The sequence below is a fragment of the Leptospira haakeii genome (assembly GCF_002812045.1).
In the GTDB taxonomy this organism is placed as follows: Bacteria; Spirochaetota; Leptospiria; order Leptospirales; family Leptospiraceae; genus Leptospira_B; species Leptospira_B haakeii.
Genome location: NZ_NPEG01000001.1, coordinates 455,216 through 472,932, shown reverse-complemented (window position 1 = coordinate 472,932; position 17,717 = coordinate 455,216). Strand labels below are relative to the sequence as shown.

Here is a 17,717-nt window from a genome sequence, read left to right as displayed (position 1 = left end):
TTACGTATTTCTAATTTACTTTCCCTCTTTTTGATTCTTCCAAAAGAGATAAATTCACGCGAAAAATGGTTCTTTCTTCGGAACCGATCCTCAAAAGCAGATCACTCGTTCTAGGCAAAAAGTTTAGCTCCGAGTGAAATTTGAAATCTTAGAGCAGTTTATTTTGCCGCAATAAATCCCTTAGATTTTGGGATTTTACCCCTTTTTTGTTCGCAATGTACTCGTCTAAGTCGTCTTTATATGTATTAGCTAATAGAGCAAGTTCTTACAATTTATGGAAGAAAGAACAGGTCAGGAAAAAATCAAATTGGATCAAAACCAAGATTTGTACCAGATCTTGATCGAAACAAGCCGAGAACTAATCTGCCTACATGACCCGGAAGGGATCTATCTTTATGTAAACCCCATCATCGAAACTCTTACCGGTTTTAAACCGGAAGAAATGTTGGGTCGTAACCCTTATGATTTTATACATCCCGATGATAGGGAACGCATTCTCATTGATTCCCATAATCCCGCGAAAGAAGGAAAACCTACAGTTGCTACTCAATATCGGTTTTTAAAGAAGGATGGGGACTATGTTTGGTTTCAAACCTTGACCCAACCGATTAAAAATAAAGAAGGTAAGGTCACTTATTTAAATACAACTTCTAGAGATGTTACGGATCAAGTGCAACTAACGGAGAGTTTGCAGCAGGAAAAAAAATTTTCTTCTATTATGGCCGAACTCGCAAAAGTGGGGGCATGGGAATCCAATATAGAAACAGGCGATCTGTATTGGTCTTCCGAAGTATATAAAATCCTGGAAAGGGATCCTTCTCTCGGTATAGATAGAGATACCGTATACAAAAAATATTCTTATCCGGAAGATATGGAAAAGTTAAGAGAGAATAACTTAAGAGTATATCAAAAAGGTGAGACTTACTCTGTAGAACATCGAATGATCACTGAGACTGGAAGAGTCATTTGGGTACGCACCCAGGGGAAACCTGCATATTCTGATGGAAGAATCGTCGGTGTATACGGTGCGATGCAAGATATCACTCTTTCTAAATTGGTAGAAGAAGAAATCCGATTGAGTGAGAAAAAATTTTCGGAAGCATTTCATAGTTCAGGTAACGGGATCATTCTACTGGATAAGAACGGACATTTTTTGGAACTCAATCAATCCTTTGCTAAAATGATAGGATATGAACCTGACGAACTTCTTTTCAAATCATTCCAAGATATTACTCATCCCGAAGACCTGGCTATAGGTGGAGAAGCATTTCGTAAAATTATCAAGGGAGAAAGAAACGGGGCTCAATTTGCAAAAAGATACCTCCATAAAAAAGGACATATAGTCTGGGTGTTTATCACTGGAGTTGCAGTTAGAAAGGATTCAGGAGAACTGATGTTCATCGTTGCTCAGATCCAGGACATCTCCCGCAAACGGATCTTAGAAAATATCCTTAGAGAAAAAAATGCAAGACTTAGATCTGTAGGAACTCACTTAAAAGAAAGAATCTCTCAGTTAGAAGAATTTAACCAGATAGTGTCTCATAACATGAGATCTCCGATCGGAAATATCTCCACACTAGTAAAGTTTTTAGAAGAAGCGGAAACGGAAGAAGAGAAGGTCGAATATATGGACTATCTCAAGACCACCTCTGACCAATTACTTACTACATTAAACGAAATCGTAGAAGTAATTAAAATAAGACAAAGTCCAAAGATTGTTTCAGAAGAAATACTTTTCGAATCGGTATTTTCCAGAGTAAAGGCAATGTTTTTGGGCCAAATATTAGAATATGAAGCCGAAATCATCGCTGATTTTTCGGATTCCCCTTCTATAGTCTACCCTCCGGTCTATTTAGAGAGTATATTCTTAAATCTACTTTCCAATTCATTAAAATATAGATGTGAATCCCCTCATCCGGTGATCCGATTTAAGACATATTGGTCGCACGGAAATCATATTTTAGAAGTGCAGGATAACGGTTTAGGAATTGACTTAAATAAACATGGGGATCAGATTTTTAAATTACACAAAAGATTTCACCGAAACACGGACGGAAGAGGTTTAGGTCTGTTTATGACCAAAAACCAAATCGAATCCTTAGGGGGAGAAATCCATGTGGAGAGTACCCCCGGACAGGGCACAAAATTTATAATCCAACTTTCTAAAGCAAATGAATTCGCTATCTAAAAAACAGAAACTATTACTTGTGGATGATGATGCGATCTTTGTTGAGATCGCTAAAAGAACCATTGAAAAGACAGGCGCAGTCGAAAGTTTAAAAGTATTTTTAGACGGAGAAGGTGCGATCAGTTTTTTGAAAGAACACCAGAGTGAGCCTGATATCATTCCTGATTTTATATTTTTAGATATTAATATGCCTTTTATGGACGGCTGGCAATTTTTGGACGAGTATGCAAACTTTGTAAACTTACTCAGCAAAAAACCTGAAATTTATATGGTCAGCTCTTCCGTAGATGATTCGGATCTAAGAAGAGCTAAAGAAATTCCATTAGTAAAAGATTATATAATTAAGCCTGTGTCTTTGGATTCTTTTAAAAAAATCCTAACGAACCAAGCTTAATTTACTCTCCTCCACCTAAGGAGAATGCTCTTTTTCCTTGGAACTTATACAAATTATCCGTTTGGATACTGTCCAATCCAGCTTCTGAAATTCTTAGTAACAATTTTGCGATTTGCTCAGATTGTATTTTTATAAAACCGTCTCCTGATTCTGTGTCTGGAGTTTCAGGGTTAACGAATCTACATCTCCAATGATCCGTTAAAAAAGTTTCAGGAGCACCATTCGGATAAACTTTAACTCCTCTATTAGTGATCATTCTGAGTTTTAAGTCTCCGGAGATTGCACTTAGTTTTTTAGCAAGCTCCTCCGAAGTTCCAGGTTCCCAATCTAAGAATACGTCTACACCTACTAGTTCTTTTTGTAAGGTTTTTCTTTTGTATTCCGGAATATGGATCGCCTTTGCTTTTCCGAAAGAAATAGGTTTAAATTTTTCAGGAAGATGTCCTAGGTTCCCTATGACTGCTTCTCCGAATTCCTTTGTGCCAACTTTGATACGGCTTACACCTGCTTTGTAAATATCTCCGGTGTGAATTCCTTCTTCGATGGTGAGTAACCAAGCGTTTTGGATTTTTGCCGCAATATCTGGTTGTCCTAAGTGAACTAACATCATTACAGCTGCGTTGATAAGTCCGCTTGGGTTTGCGATATTTTTTCCTGCTATGTCAGGAGCAGATCCGTGGATAGCTTCAAACATAGAGACAACCTCTCCGATGTTTGAAGATCCTGCCATACCCACCGAGCCTGCGACCTGAGCTACTATATCTGAAATAATATCTCCGTATAAGTTTAAGGTAACCACTACATCGTAAGTCTGAGGTCTTTCTGCTAAGTGAGCGGCACCAATATCGATGATCTCGCTTGCTGCTTCAATATCAGGATATTCTATTGCGATTTCTTTGAACACATCATGGAACAATCCATCAGACTGTTTCATGATATTGTCTTTGACCATTGCGGTTACTTTTTTTCTTCCATATGCTTTGGCGTATTCGAAAGCATAACGGATGATCTTTTCCGATCCTGGTCTTGAGATCAATTTTAAACATTGGACAGTATCCGAAGTTTGTTTGTGTTCTATTCCGGTATAAAGATCTTCTTCGTTCTCTCTTACGATAACTACATCCAATTTAGGATGTTTTGTATCTACATAAGGATAAAGTGAAATACAAGGTCTAACGTTAGCAAAAAGTCCTAAGGTGGTTCGAACGGTTACATTCAAACTTTTGTAACCGCCTCCTTGAGGAGTAGTGATTGGAGCTTTAAAAAATACTTTTGTGTCGCGGAGAATGTCCCAAGACGCAGGTTCGATTCCTGCGCTATGGCCTTTTTTATAGACTTGTTCTCCGATATCTATAAAGACCGGTTCGATGCTCGCACCCGCCGCTTCTAAGATTTTAAGAGTGGCGTCCATAATTTCCGGACCGATTCCATCTCCCTTAGCAACGGCGATTTTTTTCTTCGAGCTCATACTGACCCTCCGATGTAGGAGTCCCTACAAAACGTTTTTGAGATAATTTACAGTCTTATTTCAATCGATGAGCTACCCTGCGTCAATCTGGATTAGGCCCAAGGATAGAATTCCAACAAATCTCCTTCATGCAGATTCTCTGTTTCCGAAAATTGGACTCCTAGTCCGTCTGAAAAAATTCCCGCTCGAATATCTCCGCTTCCGTTAAACTTCTTTTCAGATAAAAAAGTTTGGACTTTGGTCTCATAAGAAACCGGGAAGAACTCGGTCAGTTTGTTTTTCTTTTTTCTTTCTCCAGCAAAAGGCAGATAGATAGCTTTCTCTGAAGAAAGTCCTAAAAACTTTCGTATATATGCTTCTACAAAAATCCGGAAACAAACCTGGACGCTGAACGGATTCCCAGGTAGACCAAAGACTGCCTGTTCATTCTTCTTACCAAACCAAATCGGTTTTCCAGGTTTGATCCTGACTTTATGAAAGATTTCTTTTATACCGGAAGCATCCAGAATTTTAGGAACCAGATCTAGATTCCCCATAGAAACTCCACCGGAGAGAATGAGAAGATCGGAATCCAAACCTTCCAATACCGCTTTTTCTAAAATAATTGGATCGTCGCCCGCTCGAGTAACAGACAACGGAGTTATACCATATTTTTGTAATAAAGATCGGATAGAATAAGAATTGGAATCCCTGATCTGCCAAGGTTTTGGAATTTCTCCAGGGCCTACGATTTCATTTCCAGTGGAGATCACTCTTACTCTAGGCAGTTTAGAAGTTTGAACCGAATATTTTCCCAAAGAAGAAAGTAAAGAAAGAACAGAAGCGCTGATTAAAGTTCCTTCATTTAAGATTTCTTGATTTTCTTTTAGATCTTCTCCTTGGATTGCTATATTGGAGAAGGAACCGGATTTTTCGGTACGAAATCGAACCTGTTTCTTTCCATTGGAGATGCCTAAATCTTCGGAATCTTCTATCTTGATGACTAGGTCGAAACCTTCTGGGACTGGGGCGCCTGTCATGATGCGGATGGCTTCTTCTCCGCTTTCTAATTGGAAAGATTCTCCTGCATGTAATTCTCTTGTGTAAGAATAAATTCGATCTTCAGAAAAACCTTCCGATTTCAATGCAAATCCATCCATAGTTGCCCTATGAAAAGGGGGATAATCTCTATCCGCATAGATCTTTTCTCTCAGCACTCTACCAAGAGAATTTTCCAAATTCGTATTTTCGGGAGAAGATTCGCTCGCAGAAGATTCTACGAGTTTTAGCGCCTCTTGGACGGAGATCAATGTCCTTCTCCTCTCATCATTTTTTTAGCGTGAAATACCGCAGGAAGAATGGCCTGTAAACTTTCGGTAGCACCATTCGTACTTCCTGGAACAGATACCACTAACGTTTTGCCAATCCTACCTGCTATAGATCTGGATAACATCGCAAAAGGAGTTCTATCTTGGCCGAAAGATCTCATTGCTTCTGCGATGCCTGGGATTTCTTGTTCTAAAATTTCTTTAATCGCTTCGGGAGTATTGTCTCTTGGGCCGAGTCCTGTTCCGCCAGTGGTGACAATTAGATCCAACCCTAGTTTAGACCATTCTAATATTGTATTTCGTATTTGTTCAGGTTCGTCAGGAAGAATTTCCGATTTAATAGTTTCTACATCATGTTCTTTTAATAGATTTAATATAGCCTTTCCTGAACCATCTTCTCTTTTTCCTTGGAAAGTTGAATCAGAGCAAACCAGGATTCCGGCTTTGGAACCTGCCGCAAACTTCGTAATCTGAGAATCTGTTTTTCCACCCTTCTTCTCCAAAAGGCGAATAGAGGAAATTTCCAGTTCTTTATCTATAGGTTTTAATAAATCATAAATCACTAATGAAGCTACGCTTACACCAGTTAAAGCTTCCATTTCTATGCCTGTTTTTCCGATGGATTTGGCGGTTGTTAAGATCCTGACAGCGTTTTTGTCGGAAAGAACTTCGAATTCTATTTGGAATGAATCAATGGAAACAGGATGGCAATGAGGTATAAGTTCCGAAGTTTTTTTAGAGCCTAGAAGAGCGGCTGCTTTTGCCACTCCGAAAAGGTCCCCCTTAGGAAGAGTATTTTCTTTGATCCTAATAATGGTTTCCGGTTTGCAAAATACAAAACCTTCTGCTTGGGCAGTTCTGAGAGTTGTTTTCTTTCCGGTAATATCGTTCATGCTTCCTCTTAGCGGGAATCCGCAGGAATCAATATAATTCCGCTTAAGAAAACTGCGAGTAAATTAACTGTTTGTCGGAGATCCTACCTTCTACTTTTAAACTTTGCAATTCCGTATAAAAACTCACGATTTCCCCAAAGATCAATAATGCTGGCGTCTTGATCTGAAACTCTTCTGCTTTATCCAAACAGGTATCCAGATTTGCTAGCACTAATCTTTGGTTGGGAAGAGTGGCGTTTTCTATGAATGCCATCGGAGTAGAGCCGGAGTTTCCGGATTCTAACAAATTTTCTCGGATACTTTCCAAACTGTTCAGCCCCATATAAACCAAAACAGTTTTACCTTCTAAATTCAGATCCTCGAAACTTTCCGGATTTTTACCTGTTTTTTTATGACCTGATAAGAAAAGTATCTCTCTCGCATACTCTCTATGAGTGAGTGGAATTCCCAAGCTAGAAGCGGCTCCGGAAGCAGTTGTAACTCCCGCTAAAATTTCACAATCAATTCCTAAGGAAGCAAGATATTCAATTTCTTCTCCAGCTCTTCCGTAAATCGAAGGATCACCACCTTTCAAACGAACTATATTAGAATATTGTTTAGCATACTCTCCTAATTTTCGATTAATCTCGGTTTGAGGGCAACTATGTTGCCCGATCCTTTTACCCACGTATTCTAGGACAGCAGACTTTTTGCAATATTTTAAAACTCCTGCGGAAACCAGATCATCGTATAAAACGATATCTGCTTTTCTTAAAAGTTTTACTGCACGAATTGTAAGAAGGTCCGGATTTCCCGGACCAGCACCTACCAAATATACTTTTCCCACGGAAGAATTCATGATCTTAACCCTGAGTCCCTGGAGTTTCTATCCCGATATAAACGGTTCCATCCTCAATATGAACTGGATATGTTTTTATGGAATATTCATCTCCGCTAATACAAGCACCGCTCCTAAGAGAGAAAGATTTTTTATGCATAGGACATGCAACCTTAGGTTCTCCCTGAGAATCACCAATCATTCCTCTTGCTAAAACCATGTCTCCAGTATGAGGGCATTTATTCTCACATGCGAACCATTCGTTTCTAGAACTGAAATGAAAGATCGCGATTTGTTCTCCGTAAACTTTGGCGCAGACTCCACCATCTTCCGGAAATTCACTTACTGTGCTAACAGGTATCCAAACAGGTTCTTTTGCGGCTGTGTTCATTTTTATCTCCTAGTTCGAAACCAATTCTTTTTTAGGCCAATCAACTGGACGTTTTTGTCCTCTTTCTTCGATGAAACGAACCGTAGGATCGGCATCTTCGCTGTTTACGAAATGTTTATATTTCTTTTGTTTTTCAGGATCATCTACTACGTCTTTCCATTCACAAACATAGGTTCCAACAAGATGGTTCATCTCTTCTTCCAAGTCTTTGTTGATGCCAAGTCTATCGTTAATGATTACATCTTTCAGATATTCTATTCCACCTTCTAATTGTTCTAACCAGGCGGAAGTTCTAACAAGTTTGTCAGCGGTTCTGATATAGAACATCATGAACCTGTCTATGTATTTAACGCAGGTCTCTTCGTCTAAATCGGCTGCGAGAAGGATTGCATGTTTAGGATTCACTCCTCCGTTTCCACCGACATAAAGGTTCCAGCCTTTTTCAGTGGCGATGATACCAAAGTCTTTACCTCTTGCTTCTGCACATTCTCTGATACAACCTGAGACTGCTGATTTCAATTTATGAGGAGCTCTGATGCCTCTATATCTTTCTTCGATACGGATTGCGAACGCAGTACTGTCCTGTACTCCGTATCTACACCAAGTAGAACCCACGCAACTTTTAACGGTTCGCATCGCTTTGCCGTATGCATGTCCGCTTTCGAAACCTTCTTCCACTAGATCTTTCCAGATGTCGGGAAGTTGTTCCATTCTTGCACCGAGTAGATCGATCCTTTGGCCACCTGTGATCTTACAGTAAAGATCATACTTCTTTGCGATCTGACCGATCACGATCAATTTATCAGGAGTGATTTCTCCACCAGGAATACGAGGAACAACGGAATAAGTTCCACCTCTTTGGATGTTTGCAAGATACTTATCGTTGGTATCTTGGATCTCTCTATACTTTTGGATCGGTTCGTTGTAAATACTTGCGATGATAGAAGCCACAGCAGGTTTACAAACTTCGCAACCGTTTCCCATTCCATGAGTACGGATCATTTCTTCGAAGCTGCGGATCCCTTTTACTTTTGCGATCTGGAACAACTCTTGTCTTGAATACTTAAAATGTTCACATACATGTTCAGTGACTACTTTACCTTGTGCGCGAAGTTCTTCCTTCAAGATAGAATTCATCTGAGGAATACAACCACCACAGCCTGTTCCAGACTTAGTACATTCTTTCAAACCTTTAAGATCAGAACAAGCACCTGAACGTATCGCCCCTAAAAGATCTCCTTTAGAAACGTTATTACAAGAACAGATTTTTGCATCGTCTGGAAGAGAGCCGAATGCGGAACCTTCTTCTGATGGAGTTCCAACAATTAAGGATTCAGGTTCTGCAGGAAGTTCTACGTTATTTAAGTAGAGAGTCAGAAGATTAGAATATGCATCCGCATCTCCTACAAGTATTCCTCCTTTCAGTTTTTTACCGTCAGTAGATAGTACTAATTTTTTATACACACCTGTACGAGGATTTGTATAAGCGATGGGAAGATGTTCAGTTTGGCCTAAAGCATCTCCGAAAGAAGCGACATCCACTCCGATCAGTTTTAGTTTTGTAGAAAGATCGGAACCTGCATAGGATTTCGTTTTTTGTCCAGGACTGCAAAGATTATAAGCTAGTATCTCTGCCATTTCATAACCTGGAGCCACAAGTCCGTAGATCATTCCTTTATGAAGTGCCACTTCTCCGATTGCATAAACTCCGTAGACATTAGTTCTTAACTCATCGTCTACGATGATCCCGCCTCTTTGTCCGACCTCTATTCCAGAATTTTTTGCCAGTTCATCTCTGGGCCGGATACCAGCGGATACGATCAACATCTCCACTTCTAAAACGGAACCATCTACGAATTCCAGTCCTTGAAAACTAGATTCACCTAATGCTTGTTTGGTTTCTTTATTTAAATGAATACGAACGCCCAAGGATTCGATCTTGGATTTTAGAACGGAAGAAGCTGCTTCATCTAATTGTCTAGGCATCAAACGAGATGCGAATTCGACTACATGGCTTTCTTTTCCCATGTCTAAAACTGCTTTAGCTGCTTCTAAACCTAATAAACCGCCGCCAAGTACCGCTACTTTGGAAACTTGTTTAGCATAAGACATGATCTTTTCTAGATCTTCAATTGTGCGATAAACGAAAACTCCTTGTTTATCTACACCTTCGAAATTCGGAACAAAAGCAGAAGAACCTGTTGCGACTACCAATTCATCAAAAGGTAATTCTGTTCCGGCAGAAGTAGTTATCTTTCTGGAAACTGTATCCACTGAGATAGCAGGCTCGGAAAGTAATAAGCGGATCCCGTTGGCTCTATACCAATCGGAAGGAGAAAGATAAAGTGAATCCGCGGATCTATTTGTAAAGTATTCGGAAAGATGAACTCGATCGTAGGCTCTTCTAGGTTCTTCACCTAAAATTGTTACTTCAAATTTTTCCGTTCCACCGTACTCGGCAATTTTTTCGGCGAATCTATGACCCACCATCCCATTTCCAAGAATAACTAACTTCCGTTTCATTTTATCTATCTCCTTTCCCTTTTAAGGAGCCGGCTTAAGCCGACTCCAATTCTAAGGATTCGTTTTTTCTATTTTTTTCCCAAACGTAAGTGTTCATTAGGAATAGAAGGAAGGCGGATAAAGCTACTACTACAGATAACACTACAAAACCGACAGAGAAGGTTCCAGAGATCGCTTTCAAACTTCCTAATAGATTCGGAACGAAGAATCCTCCCAAACCTCCAAATGCTCCGATAAACCCAGTGATGATCCCGATCTCTTTGCTGAATCTCACAGGAACGAGTTGGAATACGGAGCCATTCCCTAAGCCTAAGAAGATCATTAAAGTGATGAATGTAGGAAGAATGATCCCTACGGAAGGCAACCAAGAAACCGCGACCAGACAAGAAGCAACTCCAGCGAATACTCCAAGTAGAACCGTTACTCCGCCAAATTTGTCGGAAAGATATCCGCCGATTGGGCGAACTAAACTTGCACCTAATATACAATAAGATGTATAAAATCCAGTGGTGACTTTATCTACACCGTATTGATCATGGAAGAAGATAGGAAGGAAGCTTGCTATACCTACGAATCCTCCGAACGTTACGCTATATAATAAACAGAAGAATAAAGCGTCTCTTGATTTGATAGGTACCAAATATTGTTTTAAAGGTTTTTTAGAAATTGTTCCAGGACAATCTTTAGCAAAGAATAAGAAGAATACGAAAGCGAAAGCTAAAGGAATAAGAGCAAGACCGAAAACTGCATGCCATCCGAAGTTTCTTGCAAGATCAGGAGCGAAGAATGTTGCGATTACTGATCCGCTGTTTCCAGCACCTGCGATTCCCATTACTAAGCCTTGGTATTCTTTAGGATACCATCTACTCGCTAAAGGAAGGGCAACTGCAAAGCTTGCTCCTGCGGTTCCTAATAATAAGCCTACAAGGATCACTTCAGGAAGAGTATGGGCAAATTTCCAACCCAGTAATAGGGTTAACATTGTAACTCCCATTCCGCAAAGACCGACAATCTTAGATCCGTAACGATCTGAAAGTAAACCTAAAGGGATCCTTAATAATGTTCCTCCTAGTAAAGGAACAGAAACCAGCATACCCTTTTGAGCAGGGCCTAATTTGAATTCTTCTGAAATAAAGACGCCTAAAGCGGCAAGCAGCATCCATACCATGAAGCTGAAGTCAAAGTATAGAAATGAGCTCACGAGTGATGGAAAGTGACCTATGGATAGAAATTCACGAAATTTTTTCATTTAAAGCTCTCCGTTAACGAGCAGAAACGCTCACATAGAGCTTATAGCAAAAGTCGTGCCAAGTTTTTGGATGAGTTTTTGAAAAATCTTATATTATGATAGAATGATATAAAAATTTAGATTAAGACCTTCTTTTTAGAACATATACATAAATTCTATTGCGGACGAATCTAATAATATAGGATAAAATTGCTAGAAATTACGCATATTTTGTACATGATGCTTAATTTAAATGCGCATAAATTGGAATCGCTCATTTTCTATTCGGAAATGCTACAAGTATAGAGGGATCGATTATAAAATTTATTAGTTGGCATGAAAATTGCTGTAAATCGTTTGTGAATACAGAAAATGGATTTCGAAGTACCTGTTCCTATTGTGGGGTCGGATGCGGTGTATTGATTCAAAAAGAGAGTGAGACTAGTTTTACTGTCCAAGGGGATCCGGATCATCCTGCGAATAAAGGAATGCTCTGCTCCAAAGGAATGAATCTACATCATACTGTTTTGGATAAAAGCGACAGGCTTTTACATCCGATGGTAAGAAGTCCTAAAACAGGAGAATTACAAAAGACAGACTGGGATTCTGCACTGGGAGAAATTGCTTCTCGTTTTAAAAATCTGATCAAAGAATACGGACCCGATTCAGTAGGATTTTATGTTTCCGGACAATTATTGACGGAAGAATATTATGTGGTGAACAAACTCACCAAAGGTTTTTTAAATACGAATAATATAGATACTAACTCCAGGCTATGTATGAGTTCTGCAGTTGTAGGTTATAAAATGTCCTTGGGTGAGGACAGTGTTCCTGTCTCTTATGATGATATTGAAATTGCAGATTGTTTTTTGATTGCGGGCGCTAATCCGGCTTGGTGTCATCCGATTCTTTTTAGAAGAATAGAAGACAGAAAAAATTCGGACCCAAACGTTAAGATCATCGTGGTTGATCCTAGGAAAACCGAGAGTTGTGAGAATGCAGACTTACATCTTCAGATCATACCCGGAACCGATATATTATTATTCAATGCAATTGCAAGAAGTCTGATAGAGACAAACTCCTTAGATCCCGATTTTATCAAATCACATACAGAAGGTTTCGAAGAATTAAAAGAAAAAGTATTTTCGATCAGCATGAAAGAATACGCGGACTCTTGTGGAGTTTCAGAGGAGTCGATTCGAGAAGCGGCAAGTTTAATCTCTAATTCAAAAGGATTTTTAACTCTTTGGGCAATGGGCCTTAACCAAAGTGTGGTGGGCGTAAATAAAAATTTAGCATTAATCAATTTGAATTTGATCACAGGTAAGATAGGCAAACCTGGTTCAGGTCCATTCTCCTTAACAGGACAACCTAATGCAATGGGAGGAAGAGAAGTAGGTGGTCTATGTAACCTTCTTCCTGCTCATAGAAATCTTGCAGATGAAAATCATAGAAAGGAAGTAGCAGATTTTTGGGGAGTGGAATCCATTCGGGACAAGCCGGGTTACTCTGCCACTGAGATGTTTGAAAATCTCAAAAACGGAAAGATGAAAGCCATCTGGATTATTTGTACAAATCCAACAGTAAGTCTTCCGGATGCAAGGACCGTGGAGGCTGGACTTAGGAATGCTGAGTTAGTAGTTGTCCAAGATATTTCAAATCGCCATGAGTCGATTCCATTTGCTCATTATGTTCTTCCTGCTGCAGGTTGGACAGAAAAGCAAGGCACCATGACAAACTCAGATAGAAGGATAACATATCTACCTAAAATTTTCAATCCTCCAGGAGACGCAAAGGCAGATACTTGGATACTAACAGAGTTTGCGGAGAAGATGGGATTTGGTCCTTCTTTCAATTATAAAAATGAAGAAGAAGTTTTTTTAGAACATTGTCTTCTTACTAAAGGTACAAATCTAGATATCGGAGGCTTGGATTATTCTATCTTACAAGATAGAAGATCGGTGCAGTGGCCTTTCCCTTCGAGGGATCATGAGGGAACTCCAAGATTATTTTCTGACGGAAGGTTTTATCGTCCTGGTGGAAAAGCAAAAATACATTCAGTGGAGCCGGAAGATAACTCTGAAAAGACAAATGAGAACTTTCCTTTAATTCTTACCACAGGCAGGATCAGAGATCAATGGCATACAATGACTCGGACAGGAAAGGTAAGAAAACTCAAAGAGCATAAGAGAGAACCTTATCTTGAGATCCATCCGATTGATGCGGAAGAAAGAGATATTATAGAATCCCAGATCGTAGAAGTCAAAAACGAAAGAGGAAGTGTTAGAGTCAGAGCAACGATCACAGAAAGTATCCGACAGGGCACCGTATTCTTACCTATGCATTGGGGAAGAAAGAACGGAAACGATGAAGCAAGAGCGAATAATCTTACAAGTTCGAAGTTTGACCCGTTTTCCAAGCAGCCTGGTTTTAAAATTTCAGCAGTAGAAGTTCTTCCTTATAAAAAACCTAAGGAAAAAATACTGATCATAGGCGGAGGCAATGGAACTCTTGCTTTCCTTAGGAAGTTCAGAGCGATCTCTCCCGAGGATGAGATCACTGTATTATGTAAAGAAGAACATCCATTTTATAACCGTATCCTATTGCCGGATCTGATCAGCGGAGAAAAACAGTTCTCCCAATTGTCCGCTGTCAGCAAAGAAGAGATAGAATCCTGGAATATAGAAGTAAAATCATCCATTTCCGTTTCAGAGATACTTCCGGAAGGGAAGAAGGTCCGAGATTCCCAAGGCAATTTATATTCTTATAATAAACTGATTATTGCAACTGGGAGTAGGCCTTCTATCCCCAAATATATTCCAGAGAAGATGTTGGGTGTTTTTAGCCTCCGTTCCAAAAACGATGCAGATCGGATCAAGGGATTTTTTGTTCCGAATACTCATGCGCTGATAGTAGGAGGAGGTTTGCTTGGTTTGGAACTTGCTGCTGCATTAAGATCTTTGCATGTAAATGTAACTGTTCTTGTGAGAACGGATCGATTGATGTCTAAACAGTTGGATGAGATCTCAGGAGAAATTTTAAGAAAAGAAGTAGAAGCCAGAGGAATCCAGATCCTATTCGATACTGAAATCTCAAAAGTATATGGAACTGAAAGACTGGAAAGTATTAAGTTCAGAGATGGCTCTAGCATTCGCCCGGATGGGATTGTATTTGCTGTAGGAACGGTTCCGAATTTGGAATTGGCAAAAGAAGCTGGGATCAATTGTAAGTCTGGAATTTTAGTGAATGACTTCTTGCAATCAAGTGATCCGGATATTTACGCAATTGGAGAAGTAGCCGAACATTCAACTGGAATGTATGGAACGGTTGCCGCTACAGAAGAGCAGGCTGAGTTTGCAGCTTGGCATTTGTATGGATATAAGATCGGTTCTTACTCAGGATCAATGCATTCAAATCTTCTTAAAATTCCAGGTTTAGAATTGGTGTCTTTAAGATTGCCTGATGTTCCGATGGACGAGGCAGGTTCAGAATACGAAGAAATTGTATTCTTTGATAAAAGAAAGGGTCGCTATAAAAAATGTATCATCAAGGGAGATCGTTTAGTAGGAGCGATCTTGGTCGGAGACAAGTCTGAGTTTTCAGAATTTAAGGCGATGATCTCTTCCGGTATCGAGTTAGGAGATAAGAGAGATAGGCTTTTGACCGGATCTTCTCCACTTAAGCCTCCGATAGGTGCACTGGTCTGTTCCTGTAATGGAGTAGGAAAAGGTAATATAGAAGAAGAGATACGAAATGGGGTTTGTGATCTTAAAACTATTTCGGAAAAAACAGGAGCGGGAACAGGTTGTGGAAGTTGTAAACCTGAGATAATGAAAATTTTAAGAGAGTCCGGAGCGGTTGCTCCGGCCTAATAACTTTCAAATGATAGGTGAAGGATTAGATTACTCTATATCCAAATCTATATCGGGTTTTTCCGCTATAAAATCGTCTTGGGAGTAGATCACTTCCAAAACATCGTCCATCCAATCCGGGGAGCCGTCGAACAAAGTATCCTTTGCTCTGTATTTTTCTATGATACGGCTATGCTTGATGATCTGCTCTTTGGTCACTGCGTTCATGTTATTAGCTTCGGTCGAAACGGTGGTTTTATTTCGCCTACGTAGGAAAAATAGAGAAAGATATTTCCAAAAAGTACAAGAAAAATTCGTTATAATCCGGATTTTTTTCTCCGACAAGAACATCGATCAAGAAGGCCTTTATATAGAACGAATGTTAGGTTGTTGTATATTAGAAGATGATAATAAAAAACCCGGTGGTCTTTTCAGGGACACCGGGTCTATAAAAGGAAAGATCCGCTAGCTTAGAACAGTTCGTTTCCTTTGAAGAAGAAGCTGATCTCTAATGCAGCGTTATCATCCGAGTCAGAACCGTGCACCGCGTTTGCTTCTTTGCTTTCTGCAAATAAGGCTCTGATAGTTCCTGCAGCAGCTTCTTTTGGATCGGTTGCTCCGATCACATCTCTCCAATGTTGAACTGCATTGTCTCTTTCTAAAGCAGCTGCAACGATCGGTCCGGAAGACATATAGCTGCAAAGGTCATTATAAAAAGGACGAGCAGAATGCACTTTATAGAATTGTTTTGCATCTTCCAGGGAAAGTTTAAGATATTTAAGTCCTAAAATTTTGAATCCTTCTTTTTCGATTCTTTGTAGGATATCGCCGACATGTTTGTTTTTCACTCCGTCGGGTTTGATCATGATAAATGTTCTAGCCATTTTTATTCCTTAGTTACTTGTGGTATAATTTTTTAAGTAATGCTTTGCTAACGTGATCCGGCACTTGAGCGGATACATCCCTTCCATGTCTTGCCACTTCTTTTACGATTGTGGATGAAACGAAAGAGTAGTCGTTAGAGGACATTAAGAAGATTGTCTCCACATCCGGAGCAAGTTTTCTGTTCATTAGAGAAATCGCATATTCGTAATCAAAATCAGTGACTGCTCTTAGTCCTCTGATGATACTTTTTGCTCCTCTCTTTTTGCAATAGTCCACCGTCAGTCCTTCGAAAGTGTCTATTTCCAGATTGTCCCAACCTTTGGTTGCTTCTCTGATGAATTCTATTCTTTCTTCGATGGAAAAAAGTAGACTCTTATTGGAGTTTACCGCGACACCTATGATCACTTTATCGAATAGACCTACGGACCTATGGAGAATGTCCAAATGCCCTCTAGTTAAAGGATCGAAGGAGCCAGGATAAACAGCAATTCTTGTCATTTTTTTCTCAGCCTTGCAGCTTCTTTTGCAGGTAATCCGTATAGGTTGATAAAACCTTCTGCATCTTTTTGGTTGTATAACTCTTCTTTTTCGAAAGTTGCCATTTCCGGATTATAAAGTGAAACTGAGGATTTTCTTCCTACGATGATGCAGTTTCCTTTATATAGTTTCACTTTTACCGTTCCGGTTACGAATCTTTGAGTTTCAGAAATGAATGCTCTAACTGCAGCCATTCTGGAAGAGAACCAATGTCCATTATAGATCAACTCTGCAAATTCTGCGGATAATTTATCTTTATGATGCTGTGTGTCTCTGTCTATGGTGATGGATTCCAAGTCTCTATGTGCATGGAATAGGATTGTTCCGCCTGGAGTTTCATATACTCCTCTGGATTTGATCCCTACTAGCCTGTTTTCTACTATATCCACCCTTCCGATCCCGTGTTTTCCACCGATCGTATTTAGAGTGTCTACTACTTCGTAAGGATCCATTTTTTTGCCGTTCACCGCAACGCAATTTCCCTCAACAAAGTCGAGTTCTACGTATTCGGGAGAATCCGGCGCCTTCTCCGGAGAAACGGTAAGAAGGAACATATCCTCGTTCGGTTCTCTATAAGGATCTTCTAATATTCCACCTTCATAGGAAATATGCATTAGGTTCCTATCCATGGAATACGGTTTGGAAGCCGTTACAGGTACCGGGATACCTTTTGATTTTGCGTATTCTATTAGGTCTGCTCTTCCTCCGAAGGACCAGGTCCTCCAAGGAGCTATAATTTCTTTTTCCGGGGCTAATGATTTGAATGCCAACTCGAAACGAACTTGGTCGTTTCCTTTTCCTGTCGCACCGTGAGCAAATGCATCCGCTCCTTCTTTTTTGCCAACCTCTGCCATTGCTTTTGCGATCAATGGTCTTGCTAAAGAAGTTCCGAGTAAGTATCTCATTTCGTAGATCGCGTTTCCCTGGATGGCAGGATAGATAAAGTCCCTTGCGAATTCTAAACGAAGATCTTCTATATAAACTTTGGAGGCTCCGGTTTTGATCCCTTTTTCTTCCAAGCCTGTGAGCTCTTCTTTTTGGCCCACGTCAGCGGTAAATGCTACCACTTCACAACCGTAGGTTTCCTTAAGCCAGGTAAGAATTACAGACGTGTCCAATCCGCCGGAATATGCTAATACGATTTTCTTTATGTTCTTTTGAGCCGCCATTCTAAGGATAGGGAAATCGCTGGACCCCTCCCGACAAGTCCGATTTTGGTTGGAATTCCTACGGAA

14 protein-coding genes are annotated in these 17,717 nt (G+C 39.9%); 3 read left to right on the top strand and 11 right to left on the bottom strand.

Annotated elements, in window-relative coordinates; all coding sequences use genetic code 11:
* Window positions 1-274: 274 nt before the first annotated feature.
* Window positions 275-2,188, top strand: a complete 1,914-nt coding sequence (locus CH377_RS02315) for a PAS domain S-box protein (RefSeq protein WP_100722214.1) — start codon at window positions 275-277, stop codon at window positions 2,186-2,188.
* Complete coding sequence (locus CH377_RS02310) at window positions 2,172-2,582, top strand: response regulator (protein ID WP_100722213.1); 411 nt, start codon at window positions 2,172-2,174, stop codon at window positions 2,580-2,582. The genes CH377_RS02315 and CH377_RS02310 overlap by 17 nt, the downstream gene beginning before the upstream one ends.
* A gap of 1 nt (window position 2,583) precedes the next feature.
* On the opposite strand, the gene CH377_RS02305 is transcribed toward CH377_RS02310, so the two are convergent.
* The 7 genes from CH377_RS02305 to CH377_RS02275 all read right to left on the bottom strand — a co-directional run bounded on the left by CH377_RS02305 (window position 2,584) and on the right by CH377_RS02275 (window position 11,230).
* Window positions 2,584-4,050 carry an NADP-dependent isocitrate dehydrogenase gene (locus tag CH377_RS02305; protein WP_100722212.1) on the bottom strand — a complete coding sequence of 489 codons (1,467 nt, stop codon included), beginning with the start codon at window positions 4,048-4,050 and terminating at the stop codon, window positions 2,584-2,586.
* A 92-nt stretch (window positions 4,051-4,142) separates the two neighbouring features.
* Window positions 4,143-5,339: a molybdopterin molybdotransferase MoeA gene (locus CH377_RS02300; protein WP_100722211.1), complete on the bottom strand. Its 1,197-nt coding sequence runs from the start codon at window positions 5,337-5,339 to the stop codon at window positions 4,143-4,145.
* The gene (gene moaCB, locus CH377_RS02295; RefSeq protein ID WP_100722210.1) at window positions 5,336-6,250 is read right to left on the bottom strand and encodes a bifunctional molybdenum cofactor biosynthesis protein MoaC/MoaB; all 915 of its coding nucleotides are present in this window, start codon (window positions 6,248-6,250) and stop codon (window positions 5,336-5,338) included. Before moaCB ends, CH377_RS02300 begins: the two co-directional genes overlap by 4 nt.
* Window positions 6,251-6,293: 43 nt before the next feature.
* Window positions 6,294-7,088: a uroporphyrinogen-III C-methyltransferase gene (gene cobA / locus CH377_RS02290; protein ID WP_100722209.1), complete on the bottom strand. Its 795-nt coding sequence runs from the start codon at window positions 7,086-7,088 to the stop codon at window positions 6,294-6,296.
* Between the two features lie 4 nt (window positions 7,089-7,092).
* A complete protein-coding gene (nirD, locus tag CH377_RS02285) occupies window positions 7,093-7,458 on the bottom strand; it encodes a nitrite reductase small subunit NirD (protein ID WP_100722208.1) in 366 nt (121 codons plus the stop codon).
* A gap of 9 nt (window positions 7,459-7,467) precedes the next feature.
* On the bottom strand, window positions 7,468-9,981 hold the full coding sequence (nirB, locus tag CH377_RS02280) for a nitrite reductase large subunit NirB (protein WP_100722207.1): 2,514 nt from the start codon (window positions 9,979-9,981) through the stop codon (window positions 7,468-7,470).
* Window positions 9,982-10,015: 34 nt separating this feature from the next.
* Window positions 10,016-11,230, bottom strand: coding sequence for a nitrate/nitrite transporter (locus tag CH377_RS02275; protein WP_100722206.1), 1,215 nt, complete (start codon window positions 11,228-11,230; stop codon window positions 10,016-10,018).
* A 398-nt stretch (window positions 11,231-11,628) separates the two neighbouring features.
* Here CH377_RS02275 and CH377_RS02270 point away from each other — a divergent pair, with 398 nt between their 5' ends.
* A complete protein-coding gene (locus CH377_RS02270; RefSeq protein WP_423789902.1) occupies window positions 11,629-15,081 on the top strand; it encodes a molybdopterin-dependent oxidoreductase in 3,453 nt (1,150 codons plus the stop codon).
* Window positions 15,082-15,111: 30 nt separating this feature from the next.
* Here the strand turns inward: CH377_RS02270 and CH377_RS19635 are convergent, their stop codons facing one another.
* From CH377_RS19635 to CH377_RS02250, 4 genes are all read right to left on the bottom strand, one after another.
* On the bottom strand, window positions 15,112-15,288 hold the full coding sequence (locus CH377_RS19635) for a hypothetical protein (protein ID WP_165780444.1): 177 nt from the start codon (window positions 15,286-15,288) through the stop codon (window positions 15,112-15,114).
* 242 nt (window positions 15,289-15,530) lie between these two features.
* Window positions 15,531-15,944, bottom strand: coding sequence for a nucleoside-diphosphate kinase (locus CH377_RS02260; protein WP_008593886.1), 414 nt, complete (start codon window positions 15,942-15,944; stop codon window positions 15,531-15,533).
* Window positions 15,945-15,957: 13 nt separating this feature from the next.
* On the bottom strand, window positions 15,958-16,443 hold the full coding sequence (gene coaD, locus CH377_RS02255) for a pantetheine-phosphate adenylyltransferase (protein WP_100722203.1): 486 nt from the start codon (window positions 16,441-16,443) through the stop codon (window positions 15,958-15,960).
* The gene (locus CH377_RS02250; RefSeq protein ID WP_100722202.1) at window positions 16,440-17,651 is read right to left on the bottom strand and encodes an argininosuccinate synthase; all 1,212 of its coding nucleotides are present in this window, start codon (window positions 17,649-17,651) and stop codon (window positions 16,440-16,442) included. Before CH377_RS02250 ends, coaD begins: the two co-directional genes overlap by 4 nt.
* Window positions 17,652-17,717: the final 66 nt, after the last annotated feature.